Origin of the sequence: Joostella atrarenae (assembly GCF_021764745.1) — a bacterium.
In the GTDB taxonomy this organism is placed as follows: Bacteria; Bacteroidota; Bacteroidia; order Flavobacteriales; family Flavobacteriaceae; genus Galbibacter; species Galbibacter atrarenae.
The window spans coordinates 29,863-53,748 of the sequence record NZ_JAETXX010000015.1 but is presented as its reverse complement, the minus strand read 5'-3'; the positions used below and the strand labels follow the sequence as shown (position 1 = coordinate 53,748).

The 23,886-nt window shown below is 33.4% G+C and carries 22 protein-coding genes and 1 tRNA gene; 6 read left to right on the top strand and 17 right to left on the bottom strand.

Going from position 1 to position 23,886, the window contains the following annotated elements; translation table 11 throughout:
- Positions 1–386: 386 nt before the first annotated feature.
- A complete protein-coding gene (locus JM658_RS15940) occupies positions 387–1,370 on the bottom strand; it encodes a hypothetical protein (RefSeq protein WP_236960623.1) in 984 nt (327 codons plus the stop codon).
- A gap of 368 nt (positions 1,371–1,738) precedes the next feature.
- Between JM658_RS15940 and traM the strand changes: the two genes are divergently transcribed.
- Entirely contained in the window at positions 1,739–2,353 is a 615-nt protein-coding gene (gene traM / locus JM658_RS15935) for a conjugative transposon protein TraM (protein ID WP_236960621.1), read from the top strand.
- A complete protein-coding gene (locus JM658_RS15930) occupies positions 2,350–3,144 on the top strand; it encodes a DUF4138 domain-containing protein (RefSeq protein WP_236960619.1) in 795 nt (264 codons plus the stop codon). Before traM ends, JM658_RS15930 begins: the two co-directional genes overlap by 4 nt.
- 163 nt (positions 3,145–3,307) lie before the next feature.
- Here JM658_RS15930 and JM658_RS15925 read toward each other — a convergent pair whose 3' ends face one another.
- On the bottom strand, positions 3,308–4,498 hold the full coding sequence (locus tag JM658_RS15925) for a site-specific integrase (RefSeq protein ID WP_236960610.1): 1,191 nt from the start codon (positions 4,496–4,498) through the stop codon (positions 3,308–3,310).
- 248 nt (positions 4,499–4,746) lie between these two features.
- A tRNA-Ser gene (locus tag JM658_RS15920) sits at positions 4,747–4,831 on the bottom strand.
- Positions 4,832–5,010: 179 nt separating this feature from the next.
- On the opposite strand from JM658_RS15920, the gene JM658_RS15915 reads away from it, so the two are divergent.
- Together JM658_RS15915 and JM658_RS15910 are read left to right on the top strand one after the other, a co-directional pair.
- Positions 5,011–5,643: an NAD(P)H-dependent oxidoreductase gene (locus JM658_RS15915; RefSeq protein ID WP_236960608.1), complete on the top strand. Its 633-nt coding sequence runs from the start codon at positions 5,011–5,013 to the stop codon at positions 5,641–5,643.
- Between the two features lie 145 nt (positions 5,644–5,788).
- Positions 5,789–6,997, top strand: coding sequence for a DegT/DnrJ/EryC1/StrS family aminotransferase (locus JM658_RS15910; protein WP_236960607.1), 1,209 nt, complete (start codon positions 5,789–5,791; stop codon positions 6,995–6,997).
- Here the strand turns inward: JM658_RS15910 and JM658_RS15905 are convergent.
- The 12 genes from JM658_RS15905 to JM658_RS15850 form a co-directional block, all read right to left on the bottom strand.
- The gene (locus JM658_RS15905; protein ID WP_236960604.1) at positions 6,980–8,467 is read right to left on the bottom strand and encodes an SLC13 family permease; all 1,488 of its coding nucleotides are present in this window, start codon (positions 8,465–8,467) and stop codon (positions 6,980–6,982) included. The two genes, JM658_RS15910 and JM658_RS15905, sit on opposite strands and share 18 nt — an antisense overlap.
- A 34-nt stretch (positions 8,468–8,501) precedes the next feature.
- A complete protein-coding gene (gene ribB, locus JM658_RS15900; RefSeq protein ID WP_236960602.1) occupies positions 8,502–9,653 on the bottom strand; it encodes a 3,4-dihydroxy-2-butanone-4-phosphate synthase in 1,152 nt (383 codons plus the stop codon).
- 26 nt (positions 9,654–9,679) lie between these two features.
- Positions 9,680–11,140 carry an LptF/LptG family permease gene (locus tag JM658_RS15895; RefSeq protein WP_236960600.1) on the bottom strand — a complete coding sequence of 487 codons (1,461 nt, stop codon included), beginning with the start codon at positions 11,138–11,140 and terminating at the stop codon, positions 9,680–9,682.
- A 73-nt stretch (positions 11,141–11,213) separates the two neighbouring features.
- Complete coding sequence (locus tag JM658_RS15890) at positions 11,214–11,861, bottom strand: LolA family protein (protein ID WP_236960598.1); 648 nt, start codon at positions 11,859–11,861, stop codon at positions 11,214–11,216.
- Positions 11,862–11,891: 30 nt separating this feature from the next.
- Positions 11,892–14,342, bottom strand: coding sequence for a DNA translocase FtsK (locus JM658_RS15885; protein WP_236960596.1), 2,451 nt, complete (start codon positions 14,340–14,342; stop codon positions 11,892–11,894).
- Between the two features lie 62 nt (positions 14,343–14,404).
- Positions 14,405–14,761 (bottom strand): diacylglycerol kinase, encoded by a 357-nt coding sequence (locus JM658_RS15880; protein ID WP_236960593.1) that lies wholly within the window; start codon positions 14,759–14,761, stop codon positions 14,405–14,407.
- Positions 14,761–15,264 carry a thiol peroxidase gene (tpx, locus tag JM658_RS15875; RefSeq protein ID WP_236960590.1) on the bottom strand — a complete coding sequence of 168 codons (504 nt, stop codon included), beginning with the start codon at positions 15,262–15,264 and terminating at the stop codon, positions 14,761–14,763. Before tpx ends, JM658_RS15880 begins: the two co-directional genes overlap by 1 nt.
- A gap of 212 nt (positions 15,265–15,476) precedes the next feature.
- Positions 15,477–15,737 carry a DUF6952 family protein gene (locus tag JM658_RS15870; RefSeq protein ID WP_236960588.1) on the bottom strand — a complete coding sequence of 87 codons (261 nt, stop codon included), beginning with the start codon at positions 15,735–15,737 and terminating at the stop codon, positions 15,477–15,479.
- Positions 15,718–16,032, bottom strand: coding sequence for a thioredoxin family protein (locus JM658_RS15865; RefSeq protein WP_236960586.1), 315 nt, complete (start codon positions 16,030–16,032; stop codon positions 15,718–15,720). The genes JM658_RS15870 and JM658_RS15865 overlap by 20 nt, the downstream gene beginning before the upstream one ends.
- 6 nt (positions 16,033–16,038) lie before the next feature.
- Positions 16,039–16,677, bottom strand: coding sequence for a peroxiredoxin (locus JM658_RS15860; RefSeq protein ID WP_236960584.1), 639 nt, complete (start codon positions 16,675–16,677; stop codon positions 16,039–16,041).
- A 205-nt stretch (positions 16,678–16,882) separates the two neighbouring features.
- Complete coding sequence (nhaC, locus tag JM658_RS15855) at positions 16,883–18,337, bottom strand: Na+/H+ antiporter NhaC (protein WP_236960582.1); 1,455 nt, start codon at positions 18,335–18,337, stop codon at positions 16,883–16,885.
- A 217-nt stretch (positions 18,338–18,554) separates the two neighbouring features.
- Positions 18,555–19,757, bottom strand: a complete 1,203-nt coding sequence (locus JM658_RS15850) for an aminotransferase class I/II-fold pyridoxal phosphate-dependent enzyme (RefSeq protein ID WP_236960580.1) — start codon at positions 19,755–19,757, stop codon at positions 18,555–18,557.
- Positions 19,758–19,916: 159 nt separating this feature from the next.
- Here JM658_RS15850 and JM658_RS15845 point away from each other — a divergent pair, with 159 nt between their 5' ends.
- The gene (locus tag JM658_RS15845; protein WP_236960578.1) at positions 19,917–20,375 is read left to right on the top strand and encodes an Lrp/AsnC family transcriptional regulator; all 459 of its coding nucleotides are present in this window, start codon (positions 19,917–19,919) and stop codon (positions 20,373–20,375) included.
- Here the strand turns inward: JM658_RS15845 and JM658_RS15840 are convergent.
- On the bottom strand, positions 20,370–21,332 hold the full coding sequence (locus JM658_RS15840) for an MBL fold metallo-hydrolase (RefSeq protein ID WP_236960576.1): 963 nt from the start codon (positions 21,330–21,332) through the stop codon (positions 20,370–20,372). The genes JM658_RS15845 and JM658_RS15840 overlap by 6 nt on opposite strands.
- A gap of 200 nt (positions 21,333–21,532) precedes the next feature.
- Between JM658_RS15840 and lpdA the strand changes: the two genes are divergently transcribed.
- The gene (lpdA, locus tag JM658_RS15835) at positions 21,533–22,933 is read left to right on the top strand and encodes a dihydrolipoyl dehydrogenase (RefSeq protein ID WP_236960574.1); all 1,401 of its coding nucleotides are present in this window, start codon (positions 21,533–21,535) and stop codon (positions 22,931–22,933) included.
- Between the two features lie 62 nt (positions 22,934–22,995).
- Here lpdA and JM658_RS15830 read toward each other — a convergent pair whose 3' ends face one another.
- Positions 22,996–23,883 carry an aldose 1-epimerase family protein gene (locus JM658_RS15830; RefSeq protein WP_236960572.1) on the bottom strand — a complete coding sequence of 296 codons (888 nt, stop codon included), beginning with the start codon at positions 23,881–23,883 and terminating at the stop codon, positions 22,996–22,998.
- Positions 23,884–23,886: the final 3 nt, after the last annotated feature.

Sequence of the window (23,886 nt, the reverse complement as noted above, 5' to 3'; positions counted from 1 at the left end):
CATACCTTAGCTTATTTGTAGTACTATTTAATATTATTGAGAGAAATGAAACACTAGTAAATCCTTATATAGAATTTGTTTTTTATAGAATTACTGCAGAATGAAAAGCACTGCTATTTACATGTATTTATTGCTCAATAATTTTAAACAAAAAGGAATATGGTGATAACTTTCAAGGTCGCTGCTTATATACATAGTTTATTCTAATAATTAGATTGATTCAAACTGAAGTATACACTGAATTGATTAAAATAGGGGGTGAGAAAACGCTTCTTAATGGAACCGACTAGATTTAGTTATTACAAAAGTTTAGCTGGAATGGATTATCTTGAAATCAAAAAAACAGGCAGTTTATTACCAACTGCCTGTAGTTTTTAAATATACGATTAGTCAATTAAAGCTGTATTATTATACTTCTCATTGATGTAACGCTTAGCAATTCCGAATTCCCATTCACTAAAAATATTTTTTAAATCATGTTTTGGAGCTGATGAGACTAATTCATTAGTAGCTGTTTCCGTGTATAAATGATCAATAGTATTGGTCACCTGGTTATATTTGTCATATTCAAGCATTACCTCGGCGCGATCTTTTTTCAAATCTGCAAGTATTAAATCGTATGTAGCTTTAGTTGCAACATATTTTTCTGGATCTTCTTTTAAAATCTTTTTTAAGCTTTCGGCAGATGCTTTTCTAGCATCTAGAATAAGGCTCTTTAAAATGCTTAATTCCTGCTCAGTAGTAGCTAAGATCTGTTGAACCCCAATTGCCTGTGCTTCATCAACACTCATCATTACCTCAAATACAATTTGAAATGAACCAATATACTGATTAGTAAAGAAAGTATTATTGGTAAACACTTCTCCTGTAGATCCAAAGAATAGATGTAATCCTCCAGAAAGGGGCATGTCTTTAAAAGTAGTTTTTCTTGATGTTTTACTCGCTGTAGCAAATTGAGTCAGTACCCCAGAGATAATTGCCTTAACTCTTTTAATAATGAGGCTGTAATCTCCCTGAAATGCACCCAGAAAATCTTTTGCATCCTCAACAGTTGATTCTTCAGCACCCTCTGACCCTGGAACTTCTTTTGAAGGGAAGTTCCCGTCACTTAATGCATTACCAATCATATCAACCATATTGTTAATTCTAGCTAAACTCCAATCGTCATAATTCTGGTAATCACTATTTCTGTTACCAAAAAAACGAGCATGATCCCATCCATTACCTTCATAATGTGAAGTAATATTTTCTTTAATAGTTTTAAAAATCTTTTCTTCTTCTTTTTTTGAATCTTGATCCAATTGATTCATGTATTCACGAAACTTTTGATCATCTTTCATTTTCTGTTCAATTGTTTTGGATTTTCCCATTTTTAATAATTTTAGTGGTTAATAAATAAGAGGATTAAATTTTTATCCCTCCTTTAGGTCTTTTTTCAAATTTATTTTAATACTACTTTTTATATAACCGTATAACTACGTAATTTATAATTCAAGTGTTTATACTTACATAAAAACAACCTAGCTTGATCTCTGGGTACCTCCGTTATCCATATAAATGTTTTTTGGCATGAAGCATTAAAGGCAAATTGTACCGATGAACATTTAAATGCCTATATGACGAAAGGCTTTTGGACTCCTTAGGGTATTATAATACAAATAGGGATAGTATCCGAAAAAAAAGACTGATAGATAGTGTCTATTTTCTGGGACAAAGGCGATACCAAAACATAGCATCCTTGAAGAATTTAGAAGGAAATTATTTAAAAAAGCAGTCTAAAGCACCCATACCTCAAACTATTGATACATCTAATACGGGCGTTTCCAAAACTTACGCAAAAGCCATGGAAAGGAGTGCAAAAGAATTAGCGTTGGAACATCAATTATTTTTTGCCTCAAACCCCAAAAAAAATTTAGAACAGATTACCCGAAATACAGATCAAGAATTGATGGTGCACGTAGATGGCACTCAGCGCGTAAAACAAAATTTTAGATTGCGTATGCGACTTTCTAAATCAGCCATTATAGATGGGGTGAAACTTAATAGGAATACTTTGATATATGGTTTTGTGAGTTTTAAATCAAATAGAACGCTCATAAACATTGGACATATTAAAGGAATTCCTGTTCAATTTGAAGCCTATGATCTGGACGATGGAAGTAACGGGATTTATATAGAGAACAGTTTTCAGGAAGCGCTGCGAAATCAAGTAATTGGAGATGTGGTCAATGATATAAGTGTGCCCGGAGTGCCGCAAGTAAGCGGTATTAAACAGCTTTTTAGAAGAAGTAACCGACAAATAAAGGCGACAGTAATAGATAACTATCAATTGGTATTAAAACTTAAACAATGAAAACAATACTTATACTTTTAACGATAATATTATCGAGTCCTATACAAGCACAAGCTGTTTTGGATACACTATATGCCAACGATAAAAAGAATGTTTCCTTGTTTTTCCCCGAGACCATTCGTCAAGGAATTACAGGAGCTTCTCATTTTGTATTTAGCTACAATCGAGAAGAAAAGCAATATTTTGGATTGTTACAAGCACAACCTGGGGGAGAAAGTAATTTGCTAGTTGTTACTGACGATGGAATGGTATATTCCTATATTTTGAAGTACACCAAAGAACTATCGAAACTAAATTACTTTATATCAAGAAGAGAAAGCATTGGTAGCGAAATTCCATTTTCAGAGGAACCAAAGCCAAAGCAGAAAGAATTGGACAGTACGGATAGAAGTGAGCAATACTTTAAAACATTTAGTAAATATTTACTAAAGATAGAACCTCGTAAAGTAGAGAGGGAGCAAAAGAGTGGAATTAAACTACAGCTTCAGAATTTAATTTATCACAAATCTGAAATGTACTTGGTCTTGGAAATAGGTAATACCTCAGGTATTACCTTTGAAACTGACTTTTTAAATATATATAGAGCCAGTGGTGATAAAAAACGAAAAGCATCTTACCAAAGACTCGAAATGAAACCCATCTACATTTGTAATCCACCTACTAAAATATGGAATGGTCAATCGCTTCGATTTGTCTATGTATTGCCTAAATATGTGCTAGGTGATAAGGAAAAACTAATGGTAGAATTACAGGAATTGAATGGGGGTAGAAAGTTGAAACTTGAAACTTGAAGCTAAGCTTCCGAAACTATGACCAATTTAAAAGAACAATACTCAGTGACTCTATATTAAAATTAAATCGACTTTTCTTCTAAAATAATGGTTTATCCATTCTGATAAATTAGCTATTTTTTATTTTTAAGATAGGAATATTTTGCCTTAATTCATATGAGTGTTAAAGATTAAGCCTTTTGCTTAAGATAGCCATATCATTACTTATTTTGCTATCTAAAATTTTAGCATAATGTTGCGTAGTTTTTAATGAACTATGTCCCAGCATTTTACTAACAGATTCGATCGGAACACCATTTGATAGCGTTACAGTCGTTGCAAATGTATGACGAGCCATATGGGGCGTGAAATTTTTATTAATACCACATAAATCGGCTATTTCTTTTAAATAAGCATTCATTTTTTGATTGGTTAATACTGGTAGTAACTTATTGTGTCCCTTATTATCTATATAATCAGAATACTTATCTAAAATCATAGCAGCAATAGGTAAAATTGGAATATTGCTTTTTGAATTGGTCTTTTTTCTTTTAGTTTTGATCCATTTTTCACCATCAATACCTATGGTGATATCATTTTCATTTAACTTCTCTACATCAGCATAGGCTAAACCAGTAAAGCAACAGAATATAAAAATATCTCGAACCTGTTCTAGTCTTGGGGTTCTAAGATTCTTTTTTAGTAGAAATTCACGCTCTACGTTTTTCAACCGAACCTTCCAGTTTAAGAAAGGATCTTTTTTGATCCAATCATTAGCTAAAGCAATACGGATAATCTTTTTAAAGTTTGTGATGTATTTAATTGCTGTATTATGGCTACACTTACGGACGGTTTTAAGATAGTATTCAAATCCGCTTATGAATCGGTAGTCAACATCAGTAACAGGAATATCGTTAAGTTTATACTCATTCTTAATGAAGTTTTCAATATGTTTCTTTGCGGTTCTATAACGTTCTGCTGTACCGGCAGAGAAATCTTTTCCAATGAGGCTATTAACTTTATCATTATGCTCTTGAAAGATTTTTAATAGCATTTTATTGTTTCTACTTTTCCCGAGATAGGCATCTCTTAAAGAAATAGCAGTAAGCGCTTTTTCATTAACTATAAATTCTTGGTGCTTATTAAGCAGGGCAGTTTTAACTTTTACTAAATAGCTATTCAATTCATTAATTTCCGGACTTGAGCCTTTAGCCACTCCCGATTTGGCTATCCAACGATTCGCCTCAATTTTCCTATTGATACTAAATTCTGCCCTTTTACCGTCAATGGTTATGCGCATATAGATATTACATTTCTTATTTTGATCTGCTTTTGATTTTTTTATGTAGTACAATAGTGATAGAGAATTGATCATAAGTGACACCGAATTTTGAAGAAAAGTTACAAAATGACTACTTAATTACAAAATGCAAAAAACATCAAAACGTACTAAATTAAAGGGATTTAGTGTAATTAGGTGTCACTTAATTTAGAGATTTTACTGACACCGATTTAGTCCCCTTTTTAATGATATTAATTGAAATCAAATGAATAGGTATAAAATGAAAAATCCCGTAAACATTGACGTTTACGGGATTTTGTTGGAGCTTTATCCGCTCTCAGCGGAGAAAGAGGGATTCGAACCCCCGGAGGTGTGACCCTCAACAGTTTTCAAGACTGCCGCATTCGACCACTCTGCCATTTCTCCTTAGCGGTTGCAAATATAGAAACCTTTTTTAAATACAAAAAGCCTTAAACGAACTTTTTTTAAATTATTTTTTTTAACCTTGATTATCAGATAGATAATTTTTTAATTTTTTTTCTGACTTTCTGAATTCTTGCTATAATTATAATATTATCTCTTACTTTTGCTCAAAACCAATTTGAATGAGTATCATTAATGCACTAGAATGGCGTTATGCAGTAAAAAAGTTTGACCCCAAAAAAATACTTTCTAAAGAAAAGGTTTCTGTATTAAAAAAGGCTTTTAATTTAACAGCCACTTCATACGGACTACAACCTGTAAAATTAATTATAGTATCCAATAAAGAGCTTCAGAAGACTTTAAAAGCAAGTTCATGGAATCAGGCGCAAGTGGAGGATGCTTCCCATTTATTGATTTTCTGTATTGAAAATGAAATAGATGATGCATATATTAAGAAGTATTTCGAACGGGTGAAGAATATTCGAAATACTCCTGATGAAATCCTAGCTCCTTTTCAGAACTTCTTAATTGAAGATTTCAACAGAAAAACTACCGAAGAGATTAAACATTGGGCAAAAAATCAGGTGTATTTAGCTATGGGAAATTTACTTACTGTTTGCGCTCTCGAAGAGATTGATGCTTGCCCTATGGAAGGTTTTTTACCTGAAGATTATGATAAGATTTTAAAGCTTGACACAAAGGGGTTAAAGTCTGTTTTAGTATTGCCAATTGGTTATCGTGCCGATGACGATATGTTTGCCGAGCTTAAAAAAGTTCGTAAGCCGCTACAGGATAGTGTGATAGAGTTTGAATAAATTTTATAATTACTTACGTCGTATGCTAAGCTAATTAGAGTGACTCTGTAAGAAGAAATTGATGCGTAAAGTTTAGATGTTGAAAGATTTTTTTTAAATACGCTTTTAGCTAACTTTGTGCATAAGCAATGATAAATATAATAGTATGCCTGGATTTGAATTATTTGGAGATCAAGAAAGAAAACAAGTTAACGATGTGCTAGAAAGTGGCGTTTTGATGCGTTATGGTTTTGATGGAATGAGAAATGGACATTGGAAAGCTGTAGAGCTTGAAAAAGCTCTTTCTGAAAGAATGGAAGTGAAGCACACTCAGCTAGTAAGTAGCGGTACTTCTGCGCTTACAATAGCCTTGGCGAGTGCTGGTATTGGTGCTGGAGACGAGGTTATCATGCCTACTTTCACATTTGTTGCGAGTTTTGAGTCTATTATGGCTCTTGGTGCGGTTCCTATTTTAGTAGATATCGATGATACACTTACTTTAGATCCTGAAAAGGTTAAAGCGGCAATTACCTCGAAAACGAAAGTTATTATGCCTGTGCATATGTGTGGTTCTATGGCCAACTTAAAAGCGTTGAAAGAGATTTGTGAGCAACATAAACTATTGCTTTTAGAAGATGCTTGTCAGGCAATTGGTGGGAGTTATGAAGGTAAACCACTAGGAAGTTACGGAGACTTAGGTTGCTTTTCTTTTGATTATGTAAAAACAATTACCTGTGGAGAGGGTGGTGCTATTATTACAAATAATGACACTTATGCTGTGCATGCAGATAATTATTCTGATCACGGTCACGATCATGTTGGTAAAGATAGAGGTGCTGAAACACATCCTTTTTTAGGTTATAATTTTAGAATTTCTGAATTGAATGCTGCTGTTGGATTAGCTCAAATAGCACGTTTGGATGAGTTTATTGCCCTTCAGAAGAAAAACTATACAGTTTTAAGAAATGCTATTGAAGATCTTCCTGGAGTAACTATTAGAACTGTTCCTGAGGGTGGAGAAGAGAATTATTCTTTTTTAAGTTTCTTTTTACCTGAAGAGGAGATTGCTAGATCTACACAAAAACTACTTGTGGAGAATGGCGTAGATGGTTGTTTCTATTGGTTTGATAATAACTGGCACTATATTAAAAAATGGGATCATTTAAAAGAGTTAAAAAGTCTTGGAAAGTTTCCTGCGGAAGTAATTAATGGTTTACAAGATTTTGATAAGTTAGATTTCTCTCAATCTGATAAATGGTTAGGAAGAAATATCTCAATGCTTATAAAATTAAGCTGGACAGAAGAAGAGGTTAAGTTAAGAGCAGAAAAATTAAAAGAAGTTCTTAGTGACGTGCTCCTAGAAGTTAAAAATTAAGTTTCCCCAAAAAAGGGTCATTATACAAATAACACCAATGGCAATCAGGTTTAAAATAAAACCCGTGGTTGCCATTTGTTTTATAGTAAGTTTTCCTGCACCATAAATAATTGCATTTGGAGGAGTGGCTATAGGAAACATAAAAGCCATGGAGCCTGCTAGTGTAACAGGAATCATAAGTAAAAGCGGATTTATTTTTAATTCTGATGCTAGTCCTCCCACAATTGGTAGTAACATTTCTGTGGTCGCTGCATTACTAGTAAATTCTGTAAGTACACTCATCATAGCTGTAAGTAAAATCATGAATCCATTTGGTGTAGTATTTACTGTATTTATAATTACTTCGCCCAAATAGTTAGATAAACCACTTTCTACAAACCCTGTAGCAAGAGCAAAACCTCCTCCAAAAAGTAAGACTATATGCCAAGGGATTTTTTTAGTGAGTTCCCAATCTGCTAATGCTTTATTTTCATCTGAAGATGGTATCATGAATAATAATACAGCCATAAAAATAGCTACAGTGCCATCGTTTATATATTTCGGATTGTTAAAAAGGTTACTCCAGCCTGGTAAAACAAAACTCCCAATAGATAAATCTCCTCTAAAAATCCATAGAAATATCAGAATCAGAAAAAGTGAGAACACACGTTTCTCTTCTGTAGTTGGCTTTCCTAATTTCGCATATTCTTCTAAATAATAGCTCTTAGGAAGTTTTTTAAGTGCCTGTTTTGGTTTATATAATAGATATAAATACCAAAGTGTGACTAAGAAAATAATGATGCTAATTGGCAATGCAAATACAAACCAATTACCAAAGCTTATGGATTGATTCTCTGGAAACATAATCTCATAAATTCTTATAAACGATAGGTTAGGAGGGGTTCCTACCAAAGTTGCAATCCCTCCAATGGAACAACCATAGGCAACTCCCAGTAGGAGACCTGCACTATAGTTTCCTAGGTTTTTTTCTGAATATATAGTATTTAAAGCTGAAATTACTGAGAATACAATAGGAAGCATCATCATAGCTGTTGCAGTATTACTCATCCACATTGATAAAAATGCGGAAGCAAACATGAATCCTAATAATACCATAAATGGACTACCGCCAAGTAACGACAGTACTTTTAAGGCTATTCTACGATGGAGATTCCATCTTTCAATAGTGAGCGCCATTATAAAACCTCCAATGTATAGGAAGATGATATAGTTAATATAACTTTCGGAGATGATTTTACCATCTGCGACTCCAAAAATTGGGAATAAAATAAGCGGTAATAATGAGGTGGCGCCAATGGGAATTGCTTCGGTAATCCACCAAAAAGCAACAAGGATTCCAATGGCAGCAGTATATGTAAGTTCAGGACGCTCAGGGTCTAAATCGACAAAAAGCACGAAACCTATAAAAAATAGAATCCCAATTAATATGAGTTTATAATTTACAGTTTGTGATATGTTTAAATCTGCCATTAAGTATTAATTCGCTTTACAACGAAATATAGACTTAATAATTTACATATTCAACAATTTCAAGTCCGTAACCAATAATACCTACTCTTTTAGTTTGCGAAGAATTAGACATTAATTTTATTTTAGAAATGTCTAAATCGTGAAGTATCTGTGCTCCAATTCCAAAATCTTTGGCGTCCATATTTATTTTAGGAGCTCTCATTTCACCTTCTTCTTGTAGTTTTTTCAATTCTGATAAACGTCCAAGTAGATTTAAAGAGTGACTCTCTTGATTTATAAATACAATCGCACCTTTATCTTCTTTATTTAGCAATTTAAACATATCATCAAGCTTCTTATCAGCATCACTAGTAAGAGTTCCTAAGATATCGTTATTTACCAAAGTAGAATTTATACGTGTTAATACCGGTTCGTCTACAGTCCAAGTACCTTTGGTGAGGGCTATATGAATCTGATCGTTTGTAGTTTGTTTATAAGCACGAAGTCTAAACTTCCCATATCTTGTTTGGATATCAAAATCTTCTCCCTTTTCTATCAGGCTATCGTGTTGCATTCTATAAGCAATAAGATCTTCTATTGTAACAATCTTTAAATCATGAGATTTGGCAACTTCGCACAACTCTGGTAATCGAGCCATGCTCCCGTCTTCATTCATTATTTCTACAATAACACCAGCGGGTTCTAAGCCTGCAAGTCTAGCAAAATCTATAGCAGCTTCTGTGTGTCCTGTTCTTCTTAAAACACCACCTTCTTTCGCTACTAAAGGAAATATGTGTCCTGGTCTAGCTAAATCGAAGGATTTAGTGTTCTTATCTATAAATGCTTTTACTGTTTTAGCTCTATCTCCAGCAGAAATACCAGTTGTAACACCATGCCCACGTAAATCTACAGATACAGTAAATGCAGTTTCCATTGGATCGGTATTATTTCCAACCATTGGATGTAAGTCTAACTCTTTACACCTTTTTTCTGTTAGGGGTGCACAAATTAATCCACGGCCATGAGTAGCCATAAAATTAATCATCTCCGGAGTTACCTTATCTGCAGCTGCAACAAAATCTCCTTCATTTTCTCTATTTTCATCATCGACAACAATTATAACCTTTCCTGCTCGGATATCGGCTATTGCTTCTTCAATGCTATTTAGTTTAATATCTGTTGCTGACATTAGTGTATTTGTGTTCATTACAAATTTTTATCAAAGATACTTAATTAGATACTTTTGGCTCCTTTTTCTTCAACTTTTGACTTCTTTTTCTTTAGAAAACTGAATAGCTTTCCAACGTTTTTAAAAGAAAAGTTTGTTTCAAATAAAGCCTTATCGGCAGTAGCTCGCCTTGTTAAGAAGATTCCTAACGGAAGCATAATTCCAGTTGCAACCCATGCGCCAATTACAGGAGGAATACTTCCGTCTTCTGCATAGTTCTTAGCAAAAATCCCTATAAAGTGATAAGTTAGGAATAATCCAATTGCAAGTACCATAGGAAGTCCTAATCCACCTTTTCTAATAATAGCACCCAATGGCGCTCCTACGAAAAAGAGGATAAAACAAGCAAAAGCTAATGCATATTTTTGGTGTAAAGAAAGAATATGGTGGTTGTACAGTTTTAATCTCCTGTTTAAATCCCATTTCTTACCTTCTAAAGTAGATGTAGTATTCTTTACAGTATTCAGCGCCATATCTACTAATTGGTTCTGTCTGTAATCTTCAAAAATGGTGATAATACTATCACTATTCTCTGTTATTAACGCATGAAGTTTCTCTTTCTCTTCAGCAGAAATAACAACTTTATCTTTATTATTATCTGGCTTTTTAGCCTTAGTAGGAGTTATTTTAAGATTCGCTGCTCCTGTTCTTTTGTAGACATTTTCTCCAAAATTAGTATAGATTTTTTTATTGTCTTTTTTTATGGAATCTATAGCGTAATCTAGCTCTGTAACATTAAGCATTTTGAAAGTGTTCTTAACCTTTTCTTCTTCAAGATCTACATTATTTAATTCCGATAGATCCATAAATATGGTATAGCGATCAAAACTTGCCTTTGCATGTGGGTAATTATCTCTTTTATCTCGACTTTCTGCTTTTAAGTCTTCGTAGTAATTCCCATTTTTTAATATTAACTGAAGGATGTTTGAGTTTTCACTGCTTACAAGCTCCCCATCAACAGATTTAATAACTTTATTATTTATGTTTCCATCTGATAATTGATGAATAATAACGTTATCCAGAAGATTGTCATTATCTCCGTGTTTTTCATCAACCTTAATGCTAAAATCTTCTCCTACAGTACTAAAAGCTCCTTCTGAAATAGCCATTGCAGGCTTCATTTGAGCAATATTCCTCCTTAGGTTATAAGACTTGTATTCCGCAGCAGGAATAATATCATTTGCAAAAAAGAAAGTCCCAATACTCAAAAAGAATATAAAGACTATTAATCCTCGCATAGCACGATACAATGAGATTCCGGAGGCTTTCATTGCAGCAAACTCATAGTTTTCTGCCAAAGAACCGAAAGTCATTATCGAGGCTAATAACACAGTAAGTGGGAGTACATTAGGTACAAGGTTAGGGGAGTAGTAGAATAAAAATTTCCCTACAATAGCTAAATCGATATCCTTTCCAGCAAATTCGTCAATAAAAAACCAAATTGCTTGAAAAATAAATATAAGCATCAGTATAACAAACGAACTGATGAAATTATATAAAAATCTCGATAGAATATATCTGTCTAAAATCTTCAAATTACTAGTTTGTTATGATGTAGTATCCTAAATTTTCATATTTCCTTTTGTCGAAGGTAAATAATGATTTTGAAAGTGGCTCGTCTGTTCTAAAAGAATTAACTGTAATAGTAGTCTTTGTTCCGTTGTTACCAACTTCAATTAAATTATAAATATGTTTTGTTTGCGCATCAATACCTAGCAAAATCTGTTTGATTTCTGAATTGCTATCTATTGGTGTTAACTCAACATATTGGATATTTCTCCCTTTTACATTCTGAAGAATATCCCACTTATAATTATACCCTTTTTTATAAAAAGTAAGCATTTTAGAAGGTGTAATTGTTCCTTCTGTATCACCTTCATTAGCTTCGATTACTACTTCTTCATTTTCAGGAATTATTGTGTATGTATTACTTCCGTCAAATATTTTTGTAGCTCCTAAATAGTTGAAAACATATTTATCATCTTTAATGGTTACATCACCTTTTGTTTCTTGGTGAATGCTTTCCGAAGTGTTATCTAAAGCATACTTAAATTCAATAAAAATATTATCGTAGCTTTTTACTTTATTATAAACTTCGTCTAATAATGTTTTGGCTTTTGCATCGCTTTGAGCGTTTGCGCTTATAGAAATAAGAACTACTGATATTAATAAGAATATTTTTTTCATTTTGTGTTTTAAATTATGTTTTCTGAGCTTTTACTCGTTGCTTAATAATTGATCTAATGCTGCCATATCCGATACAAGTACTTGTCTTGCTTTACTACCTTCAAAAGGACCAACAATTCCTGCTGCTTCTAACTGATCTACAATTCTTCCAGCTCTGTTGTAACCAAGCTTTAATTTTCGTTGTAAAAGGGAAGCAGATCCCTGTTGTGCAATAACAATAACTTCTGCTGCTTCTCTAAAGAGCGCATCACGATCGGAGATATCTACATCAAGTCCTGTGCCAGACTCTTCTCCTACATATTCTGGCAGTAAATGAGCGTCAGGATAAGCTCGCTGTCCACCAATAAAGTCTGTAATTTTATCTACTTCTGGAGTGTCCACAAAAGCACATTGTAGCCTTGTAAGATCGTTTCCTTGCGTATAAAGCATGTCTCCACGACCAATTAATTGATCCGCTCCAGGAGAATCTAAAATTGTTCTTGAGTCGATTTTAGAAGTTACTCTAAAGGCAACCCTAGCTGGGAAATTCGCCTTAATGATACCTGTTATAACGTTTACAGAAGGACGTTGTGTGGCTACAATCAAGTGAATTCCGATCGCACGCGCTAATTGTGCTAGACGGGCAATTGGTGTTTCTACTTCTTTTCCAGCAGTCATAATTAAATCGGCAAACTCATCAATAACCAATACAATATATGGTAGAAATTGGTGTCCGTCGTTTGGATTTAGTTTTCTAGCTTTAAACTTAGTGTTGTATTCTTTAATGTTTCTCACCATGGCGTTTTTCAACATCTCATAGCGATTATCCATTTCTATACAAAGTGAATTTAAAGTATTGATTACTTTAGTATTGTCAGTTATAATAGCTTCTTCACTGTCTGGAAGTTTAGCCAAAAAGTGACGTTCGATTTTATTAAATAGCGTAAGCTCTACTTTTTTAGGATCGACTAATACAAATTTTACTTCTGCAGGATGCTTTTTATAAAGTAGAGAAGTTAAAATTGCATTTAATCCAACCGATTTACCTTGCCCTGTAGCTCCCGCCATTAATAAGTGAGGCATTTTGGCAAGATCAACAACAAAAGTTTCATTGCTAATAGTTTTACCAAAAGCAATTGGTAACTCCATTTCGGCAGCTTGGAATTTCTTGGAAGCAATTACCGAACGCATAGAAACAATAGTAGAATTTTTGTTTGGAACCTCAATACCAATTGTTCCTTTCCCAGGGATAGGAGCGATGATTCGAATTCCTAGAGCCGCTAAAGAAAGCGCAATATCATCCTCTAAATTTTTAATTTTTGAAATTCTCACTCCCGCAGCAGGAACTATTTCGTACAATGTTACCGTAGGACCAATAGTTGCCTTTATTTGAGAGATCTCAATTTTATAGTTTTTAAGAGTATCTACAATTTTATTCTTGTTTTCCTCTAGCTCTTCTTGATTGATGGTTATGCTTCCAGAGCCATATTCATTTAAAAGCTCTAGCGTTGGAAATTTATAATTGCTTAATGCGAGTTTTGGATCGAATTCCCCAAAATCTTTAACTAGTTTATCTGAAAGGTTGTCGATTTCTTCTTTCTCTTCTTCAACAGTTTCTACCTCTATCTTCAGTTCTTCTTTACCTTCTGTAGAAGTAGTCTCTTTTGTTTTTAGTGTTGGAGCAGCTAGTTCTTCATCATCCTCTTCTTCATCGGCTATTTTCACTTCAAAAGAGTTTTCGATATCTACATCAGATGTTTCATCAGTAATATGACTTTCAGAATCAGTGTTAGTAGTATTTACTTTCTCTATTTCTTGTTCTAAAGATTCTTCAGTATCTGTATTCTGGTTAGTAGATTCTTCGCTATGCTCTGCTTTTACTTTATTAGATTTAAAAGCGGCTTTAAACTCTTCTTGTGTTGTGTAGAATAATGCTTTTATTTTTTGAGGAGTAACACCAAGTCTTATAACTGCATAGGTAATAAATATAAAAAACAACACCAAAACAACTCCGATTACTCCAATATAGGCGCGTAGAAAATCATTCATTTCAAAACCAACTACACCACCAAGTAGTGGAGCGCTTTCTGAGAAAAACCCGAAAAATATAGCTAACCAAACACTTACAATAACTCCCCAAAAAACTCTATTAATCAGTTTTTTAAGACTGTAGTTTAAAAACATGTAAAGTCCAATCTGAAATAAAAGAATAGGGAAAATAAATGCAGCAATTCCAAAGCCTTTGTATATAAAAAAGTGACTTACGGATGCACCAAATTTGTTAAGCCAATTTTTAGCCTCAGCTTGTCGGTCACCAAATTCTTTTAGTAAGCTTTGGTCTTCTTGCCAAGTAGAAAAGTACGAGATAAAAGCAATAACACAAGCAACACTAAGTAGCATTAACAAACTCCCAAAAATGATTTTTTGTTGATTAGATACCTTAAAAGATATTTTCTTTTTTGAAGAAGCAGTCTTACTTGTTTTCGTCGTTTTTTTGGCCATCGGCTACATTAAGTTTAATCGCAAAAATACTAATTACAAACGTACATTTTCTATTTATATTTTTAAAATATTTTAGGAATGTAGATAATGCAACCTATTATTACTGCTGCGATGGCAGCAATACATACAGCTCCAGCGGCTATATCTTTAATGAAGCCTATTTTTTTGTGATGTTCTGGGTGGACAAAGTCCGCAATTTTTTCGATAGCAGTATTTACTCCTTCTAAGCTAAGAATCAATGCTATAGTTAGGATTTGTAATATCCATTCTGTAGGAGATATATGGTAATAGAATCCAGCGATAGTAGTAATGACTGCAATAAAAAATTGCGTTTGAATGCTGGCTTCTGTTTTAAGAAGAAGATACGCTCCTTTAAGAGCGTATCTAATACTATGTATTCTATTTATTATAAAACTCATTAAGCTTTAATAGCGTTAAGTGCAGCTTCGTAATTTGGCTCGTCTACAGTTTCTGCTATTTGTTCTGTATATGCTACATTTCCTTCTTCATCTAATACAATTACAACTCTACTTAAGAGTCCTTCTAAAGGTCCATCTGTAAACTCTAAACCGTAATCTTTACCGAACTTCTGATTTCTAAAATCTGATAAAGAAATAACATTGTCTAATCCTTCAGCACCACAAAATCTAGCCATTGCAAATGGTAAATCTCTTGAGATACATAGAACTTTAGTGTTTTCCATATCAGAAACCTCTTTATTAAATGCACGAACACTTGCTGCGCACGTTCCTGTATCTACACTAGGGAATATATTTAAAACTACTTTAGAACCTTTGTAATCTCCTAATGAAGCAGAAGAAAGGTCTGTTTTTACTAAAGTGAATTCTGGTGCTTTTGTTCCTGTTTTAGGTAATTCTCCAGAAGTGTTGATTTTATTTCCTTTTAAAGTTACTGTTGCCATAATAATTTTTTATAAACGATTTTTTGTGTGATATAATCCTTTTGATGTTATTATTAATTGAGTGTAAGTCATCTTAATACTATAAATAGTAAAGGCTGAATTTACTTTTTTAAAGATATTAATAATTACTGATAAGTAGAAACAAAAAGGCAGCCTTTTCAGGCTGCCTTAATGCTCTTTTTCTCAATTCTTTCCCATGTGAGGATCTGTTGCTATTTATCAATAGAGCCTAAAACTCTCTTCATAAATTTGTTAACCGCCTCTTTTTGGTTTATTCCTTCTTCTTTTATCATTTTATTTACTTCCAAAGCGCCGTACATATTAGAGATTAATTCTCCTATAACATCTAGCTCTTCGTCTTTTAATGAAGGTACTTCGGTAATAGCTTCTAACGTTTCTATTGCCTCAATTACATAATCTTCATCATTAGTTTCAATAAAATTAGAAAGCTGTTTAATTACTGGTAGCTTCATCGATAAAAGATTTTAAAATTTCTGTCTTATTAGTCTGAATTTGGTTTTCAACCTTGCCGTTTTTAAAAGCGGCAAAAGTTGGTAAATTGTCTACGCTAGCCAATTTTCTAGACTCAGGAAACTTCTCAGCGTCTACAATTACAAATGTTGCATTTTCTGCTTCTTGAGAGAATTTCTTGAATTTTGGTTTCATAATGCGACAGTTACCACACCATCCAGCAGAATACTGTACTAAAACAGTTTCATTTTCTGCAATTAATTCAGCTAAATTGTCTTTTTCTAATTCTAAAAGCATAATTTCTTAGTTTGCGCTTAAGTATGCTGCAACTCCTTTTCTGTCGGCATTCATAGCATCTTTACCTTCTTCCCAGTTTGCAGGACATACTTCTCCGTTTTTCTGAACGTGAGTATAAGCATCGATTAGACGTAAATATTCGTTTACATTTCTTCCAACAGGCATATCATTAACGCTTTCATGGAATACTTTACCTTCTTCATCAATTAAGAAAGTAGCTCTATAAGTTACATTGTCACCTTCGTATACGTAAGATTCTGTTTCTTCATTGTAAGTTTCAGAAGATAAATCTAAAATACGTAGCATATTAGCTAAGTTTCTGTTGCTATCAGCAAGAAGAGGGTAAGTAACACCTTCAATTCCTCCGTTGTCTTTAGAAGCGTTTAACCAAGCGAAATGTACTTCTGGAGTGTCACAAGATGCACCTACAACAATAGTGTTTCTTTTGTCAAATTCTCCTAAAGCTGCTTGGAATGCATGAAGTTCAGTAGGACATACGAACGTAAAGTCTTTTGGATACCAAAAAAGAATAACTTTTTTGTTGTTTTTAACCGCTTCTTCGAAAACGTTTAATTTAAAAGTATCTCCCATTTCGTTCATAGCGTCTACTGCTATATTTGGAAATTTTTTTCCTACTAGTGCCATATTTATTACTATTTAATTTTGTTAAATTCTATATGCAAATTTAAGTAGTAATACAGAGGAAACAATGATTTTTAAATTATATTAACTTATCTAGGAATAAGAATTACCTATAGTAACTATTATGAATAATTATTTTTATTGATAGCCTAAAATAAGTCGGCACTTATTAATAAATGTATAATATAAGCGCACTTATATTGTGAAATTATTTTTTCTCGGTGAGTTGTTTTATTTTGATGTTAAATGCAGCATACAATAAAGTTACAAAAGGACTAAGATAATTGAAGAATGCATACCCAATATATGCAGTAGTATCTACTCCTAAAACGCCACTTTGATATGCTCCACATGTATTCCAAGGGACTAAAACAGAAGTTACAGTACCAGAATCTTCAAGGGTTCTACTTAGATTCTCTGGAGCCAACCCTTTATCTCGATATGCTTGTGCATACATTTTACCGGGAACTACGATAGCCAAATATTGATCGGAAGCAGTAACGTTTAATACCAAGCAGCTAGCAACAGTACTTGCAAATAATCCGAATACAGAATCGAAAGCAGTAAGTAGGGCTTTACTAATTCTAGCCAGCGCTCCAATAGCGTCCATAATACCTCCAAAAACCATGGCGCATATAATTAACCAAATGGTTCCTAACATACCAGACATTCCTCCGGAAGAGAATAAGTCGTTTAATTTCTCATTGCTAGTTTCTATAGCAGTATCTACCGTAATAGCATTCATAATACCTTTATATCCTGAGATAAAATTAAGGTCTGTTGCTCCTGTAATACTTTTTACGATTTCTGGCTGAAAGATAAGTGCAAAAACACCTCCTAAAAGTGTTCCTATTAGTAATGCTAAAAGGGGAGGAGCTTTCTTTACAATTAGGAATATAACAACTACAGGGACTAAAAATAACCAAGGAGAAATATTGAAAGATTCGTCAATCGAAGACAATAAAGAAGCCGTTTCAGGCACTTTTGTTGTATCGAGATTAAGTCCAATAATCGTGAAAATTATAAGCGTTACAACAACAGTAGGTACCGTTGTTAATGCCATATATCTAATATGAGTAAACAAATCTGTTCCCGCCATTGCAGGCGCAAGATTTGTAGTGTCGCTAAGAGGAGACATTTTATCTCCAAAATATGCTCCAGAAATTACAGCTCCAGCTGTCATACCAGGAGAAATCCCTAAAGCTCCACCAATACCAACTAGCGCAATACCAACAGTAGCAGAAGTTGTCCAGCTACTCCCAGTTGCAATAGAAATAATTGCACAAATGATTACACAAGCTGAAAGGAAAAATGTAGGGTTTAATATCTGTAGTCCGTAGTAAATCATGGAAGGAATTACACCACTTATAAGCCATGTTCCTGCTAAAGCACCTACAAAAAGTAAAATTAGAATTGCTCCAGCAGTAGATTTAATGTTATTGGCAACTTCCTCAAGCATTCTATCATAAGAAACCTTATTAAAAACACCTACAACACCTGCTACAGCGCCACCAATTAAAAGTATAAATTGGTTAGAACCGCTTAATGCATCATCACCATAAACAAACACATTAAAAGCTAATAAACCTACTAAAACAAGAACTGGGATAAGAGCTTCCCATATACTAAGCTCTTTATTCTGAATTACTTTTTCGTCTTCCATTAAAATATTTTGATTTTGTAATGTTACGAAATGGAGGCGAAAGTTCAAAGTTTTATGTGATTTTCGTCAGTATTAATAGTGTTTTAAGTTTATAAATTATCAATTATAATGAGGTTAGGAGTTTTATTTTATGAGGATTTTTAAAAAACAAAACTGCAGACCAAGATGTAAATCCTGAGTCTACAGTTTTAAATAACCTAAACCTAATTGTCAGTTTTTAGTTTAGTATATCAAGTTCTTTCATGCATGATTTCATCATTTCATAGGTACGTTTAATATCGTTATCTAATCCTATTGAAAAACGAATCAATCCATTGCTAAGTCCCATTTCTTCTTGCTCTTCTATTGGAATTTCTGAAGATGTAGAGCTTCCTGGGGCACTAAATAATGTTTTATAAAATCCAAGACTTACAGCAAGGTATCCAAGGTTTTTTTCTTGCATCTTTTCCATAAGCGCATTTGCTTTTTCTAGAGATCCAATATCTATTGTTAACATCCCCCCAAAGCCATACTCTTCATTCATTTGAGATTTTATAGTCTCATTTCCCGAGTGAGATACTAATCCAGGGTAAACAACTTTTAATCCATCTTTTTCAAAATTCTCAGCTAGATAAAGTGCGTTCTCACTATGTTTTTTTATTCTAATATGAAGTGTACGTAAGTTTTTTAAGATGGAAGAAGCTCTTAAACTGTCCATCGTGCTTCCTAAAAGCATTGCAGCACCATCATTTACATCTTTTAAGCTCGTACAGAATTCTTTAGTTCCGCAAACAACACCACCAACAGCATCACTACTTCCGTTTATAAATTTAGTAAGACTATTAATCACAATATCAGCGCCCAATTTTGCAGGAGCTACTGTTAAAGGGGAAAATGTGTTGTCTACTACAAGTGCGATATTATGTTTCTTAGCAATTTTTGCTAATCCTTCTATATCGGAAACTTCTAGAAGCGGATTGCTAATAGTTTCACAGTAAATCATTTTAGTGTTTTCTGTGATTGCTTCTTCTACTTTCTGAAGGTTTGTAGTGTCTACAAAAGAAGTAGAAATATTAAACTTAGGTAGGAAATTTTTCATAAAAGCATACGTTCCACCGTAAATTGTTCGGCTAGAAACAATATGGTCTCCTGCATTACATAATTGCATGATTACTGCAGTAATAGCACCCATTCCAGATGCGGTAACGTTTGCTGTTTCTGTACCTTCAAGAGCGGCCAAAGCTTCGCCTAAATATAAATTAGAAGGGGAGGAGTGTCTGCTATATAGGTAGCAACCCTCTGTATTACCTTCAAAAGTATCGAACATTGTTTTTGCTGATAAAAAGGTATATGTTGAAGAATCTGATATCGATGGATTTACACCACCAAATTCACCAAAGTATTGTAAATCTTGAACGTTGTCTGCGGGATTAAATTTCATAACTAATAAGGTTTATTTGTTCATCAAAATAAGGTAATGGCTGACTAAATATCAATAGTGATTAGATTATTTAGATTAATAATCTGCCATAGTGTGTTTAATGTGATTATATTTTTATTTTTGTTGAAATTAATCCAGCTAAAAGAAAATTTGTCATTTATGAAACTTGATAACATTGATAAAATCTTACTAGAATTACTGCAGAAAGATGCAAAACAAACTACAAAAGCACTTTCTATGCAGCTTAATCTATCTAAAACTGCCGTTTATGAGCGGATTAGGAAGTTGGAGAAAGAAGGTGTTATTAAAGGATATACTGCACTTTTAGATAAAAGGAAGATAAATAAAGCATTTGCCGTTTTTTGTCATGTACGATTAGTGCAGCATACAAAAGAGCATATTACTAGTTTTGAGCGCGAAGTAATTAAGCTCCCAGAGGTGTTGGAATGTTATCACGTAAGTGGAGATTATGATTATATTTTAAAAATAAGTGTTGCAGATATGGCTACGTATAGGGAATTCATGACTACAAAACTGACTTCCCTAAAACATATAGGAAGTACGCATAGTATTTTTATGATTGAAGAAGTAAAAAACACAACAATAGTGGAATTATAACGCAAGCGTATTATTTAAACGTGCTATGTTGTATCCATTTTTAAGAACCTCTTTTGTTTGTTCACTTTCTTTATTTAATAAAGGATTTGTGTGATTGAAATGTATAAAATAAATTTTCTCTTTTTCTGATGTTTTTAAGTTTTTAAAAAGATCCATGCTTTCAATTACAAATGGATGCGGAATTTCAGAGATATCACGATTATTTATTTCTTCAGCATCATAAAACGTAGCGTCTAGAAAAGCATAATCTACTTTTTTAATTTCATCAATAATATCTGTATCCCATTTTTGCCATTTATCAATATCAGGAATAAATAGCACTTTCTTTTTTGGCCCAATAATAGTATATCCAACGGTTTCAGAATACTCATCCCGATGAGGCACTGTAAACGGAATTACGCTAAGGTTGGAAGTGATTTCTATTGTATCTTTTTGGTGTAGCGCCTCAATTTTAATATTAGAATTGTTGACCAATTGTTCCCAAGGACCATTATTCTCTATAAAACCTTTCAATTTAGGCATCGCATATACAGGAACATTAGTAGCGTTCATAGCTTCTTTTCCTAAAAACATGAGTCCAGCGTAATGCCCAATATGAGCATGGGTAATAAAAATCCCGTCTGGGAGTTCACTCTCTCTTTGAGTATATCGTTTTAAAAGCTTGGTTTGCGTATTTATATCAGGAGAAGCTTCAAAAAGGAATGATTTTCCATTCTCATGATCGTAAATTCCCAATGCTGTTACTTTCTTGGAAGCATCAGGATCATTAAAAAGTTCTGCACAGCAATCTTTATCGCATCCTATTTGGGGAGCACCGGCATCTTGAACGTTTCCTAATACGATAAGAGAAACATCTTTTATAAGTTTAGGTGGATTCTCTTCACTTGAAATAGGAGTATTTTTATCCCTTTGGCATGAAAAGAGGCAAAAAGCTATGATCAACAGTAAATATTTCATTTAAATAATTGTCTTTAATTGTAAAACTTTAAATATAGGGAATGATTTTAAACAGTTTGAAATTATGGAAACATAGTTTAAGGAATACATTTGTTATAGAATGTTATAATTCAATAATTTTAAAAAGATAGATAGTTGCCTTCCCATAAAACATTTGTATTTTTGTTAGTACATTATAAAAGTTATACAAAAAACATACTATGAATTCATACGATGTGGCCGTTATAGGCTCAGGACCCGGTGGTTATGTAGCAGCATTACGTTGCGCACAATTGGGTATGAAAACTGCTATTATTGAAAAATATAACACTTTAGGAGGAACTTGCCTTAACGTAGGTTGTATTCCGTCTAAAGCACTATTAGATTCTTCTCACCATTATGAAGATGCAATATCTCATTTTAAAGAGCATGGAATAGATATTCCTGGGGAAATAAAGGTGAATTTAAAGCAAATGATAGCGCGTAAGCAAGGCGTAGTAGAACAAACAACTAGTGGAATCGATTTCTTGATGAACAAGAATAAAATTGATGTATACCACGGAATGGGAAGTTTTAAAAATGCTACTCATATTGAGATTAAAGGAGAAAAGAATGAAGAAATCGAGGCTAAGAAAATTATCATAGCTACAGGTTCTAAACCTTCTAGTCTTCCTTTTATTGAAATCGATAAAGAAAAAATTATTACTTCTACAGAAGCTTTAAAACTTAAGGAAATTCCTAAACACCTTATTATTATTGGTGGTGGAGTTATTGGTTTAGAGCTAGGACAAGTTTATAGTCGTCTTGGAGCTGAAGTTTCTGTAATAGAATATATGGATAGAATTATCCCTACTATGGATGGTGGACTTTCTAAAGAGTTACAACGTTCTCTTAAGAAAAGAGGTATGAAGTTCTTTACTTCTCATAAAGTAAAAGAAGTAACTCGTAAGGGAGATACTATTACTGTAAAAGCTGATGATAAGAAAGGGAAAGAAGTTTCTTTTGAAGGAGATTACTGTTTAGTTTCTGTGGGGAGACGTCCTTATACTGAAGGATTGAACCTTGATAAAGCAGGTGTTAAATTAAACGATAGAGGACAAGTAGAAGTAAATGATCATTTGCAAACTAATGTTTCTAATATCTATGCAATTGGAGATGTTATTAAAGGAGCGATGTTAGCTCATAAGGCTGAAGAAGAAGGAGTTTTAGTTGCTGAAAGTTTAGCTGGTCAAAAACCACATATCGATTATAACTTAATTCCAGGTGTTGTTTACACATGGCCAGAGGTTGCTGCTGTTGGTAAAACAGAGGAGCAATTAAAAGAAGCTGGTGTAAAATATAAAACAGGACAGTTTCCTATGCGTGCTTTAGGTAGAGCGCGTGCTAGTATGGATATTGATGGGTTTGTAAAGATCCTTGCTGATGCTGAAACAGATGAAGTTTTAGGTGTTCATATGATTGGAGCTCGTACTGCAGATTTAATTTCTGAAGCAGTAACTGCGATGGAATTTAGAGCAAGTGCTGAAGATATTTCTCGTATGAGTCATGCGCATCCAACATATGCTGAAGCAGTAAAAGAAGCTGCTCTAGCGGCTACAGATGATAGAGCGTTACACGTTTAAGTAACTGTTTTAATAATATATAAAACGCCCAAAGATTTGATGATCTTTGGGCGTTTTTTGATTTACGAGTGTATTTCTATAGTATATTCAGCCTTAAATGTGTTTTTTCCTGCCAGGCTAATAATCCCTTCTTTCTTATCGAAATCTCCGTTCGTATCTTCGTGATCTGTAATTCCTAGCCAAGGTTCTATACAAACAAAATCTCCATCTGGTTTAGCCCAAATTCCTACATAATCAAAATCAGGATAAGAAACAGTCACCACCTTTCCGTTGGTTTTATGAGTTAAACTTATTCTTTTAGACTTTAGATCTTTAAATATCAAGGCATCCTCATTAAATAATTCATGTTTTAGCTGTAATGTATCCGTATTTTCTAAAAAAGGAAGTGTTCTTCCGTTTTGTAAGCCCTTATCGTTTATTAAATGACGATTGCTAGTTTCCTTCTCTTCAAAAACTAGTGAATAATCATCATAGTTTTGGTTATCCTTCAGAGGACATTTAAATGCTGGGTGACCGCCGAGAGAGAATAGCATTTTCTCGGAATCGTGATTTATAACTTCATGAGAAACTGTAAGAACTTTATCGTTCAACGAAAAAGTAATATTGAACTCAAACTTAAATGGATATGTTTTTAATGTTTCTGAATCATATTTGTATTGAAAAGTAATAGAATGCTCCTGGTGGTTGGTAATTTTCAAGGCTTCGTTATGTCTTATAAAGCCATGTTTAGGAACGGTATATTCTTCTCCTTGGTAATAAAAGAGATTGTTTTTTAGGCCTCCAATTATAGGAAATAAAACAGGTGCATGGCTGCCCCAAATCTTTGGATCTGCCTGCCAGATATATTCTTGATTATCATTGTTTTTAATACTGCAAAGTTCGGCTCCAACTTTTGTAATATCAATTTGTAATAATGTGTTTTTGATAGATATTTTTTCAGAATTTTTCATCGT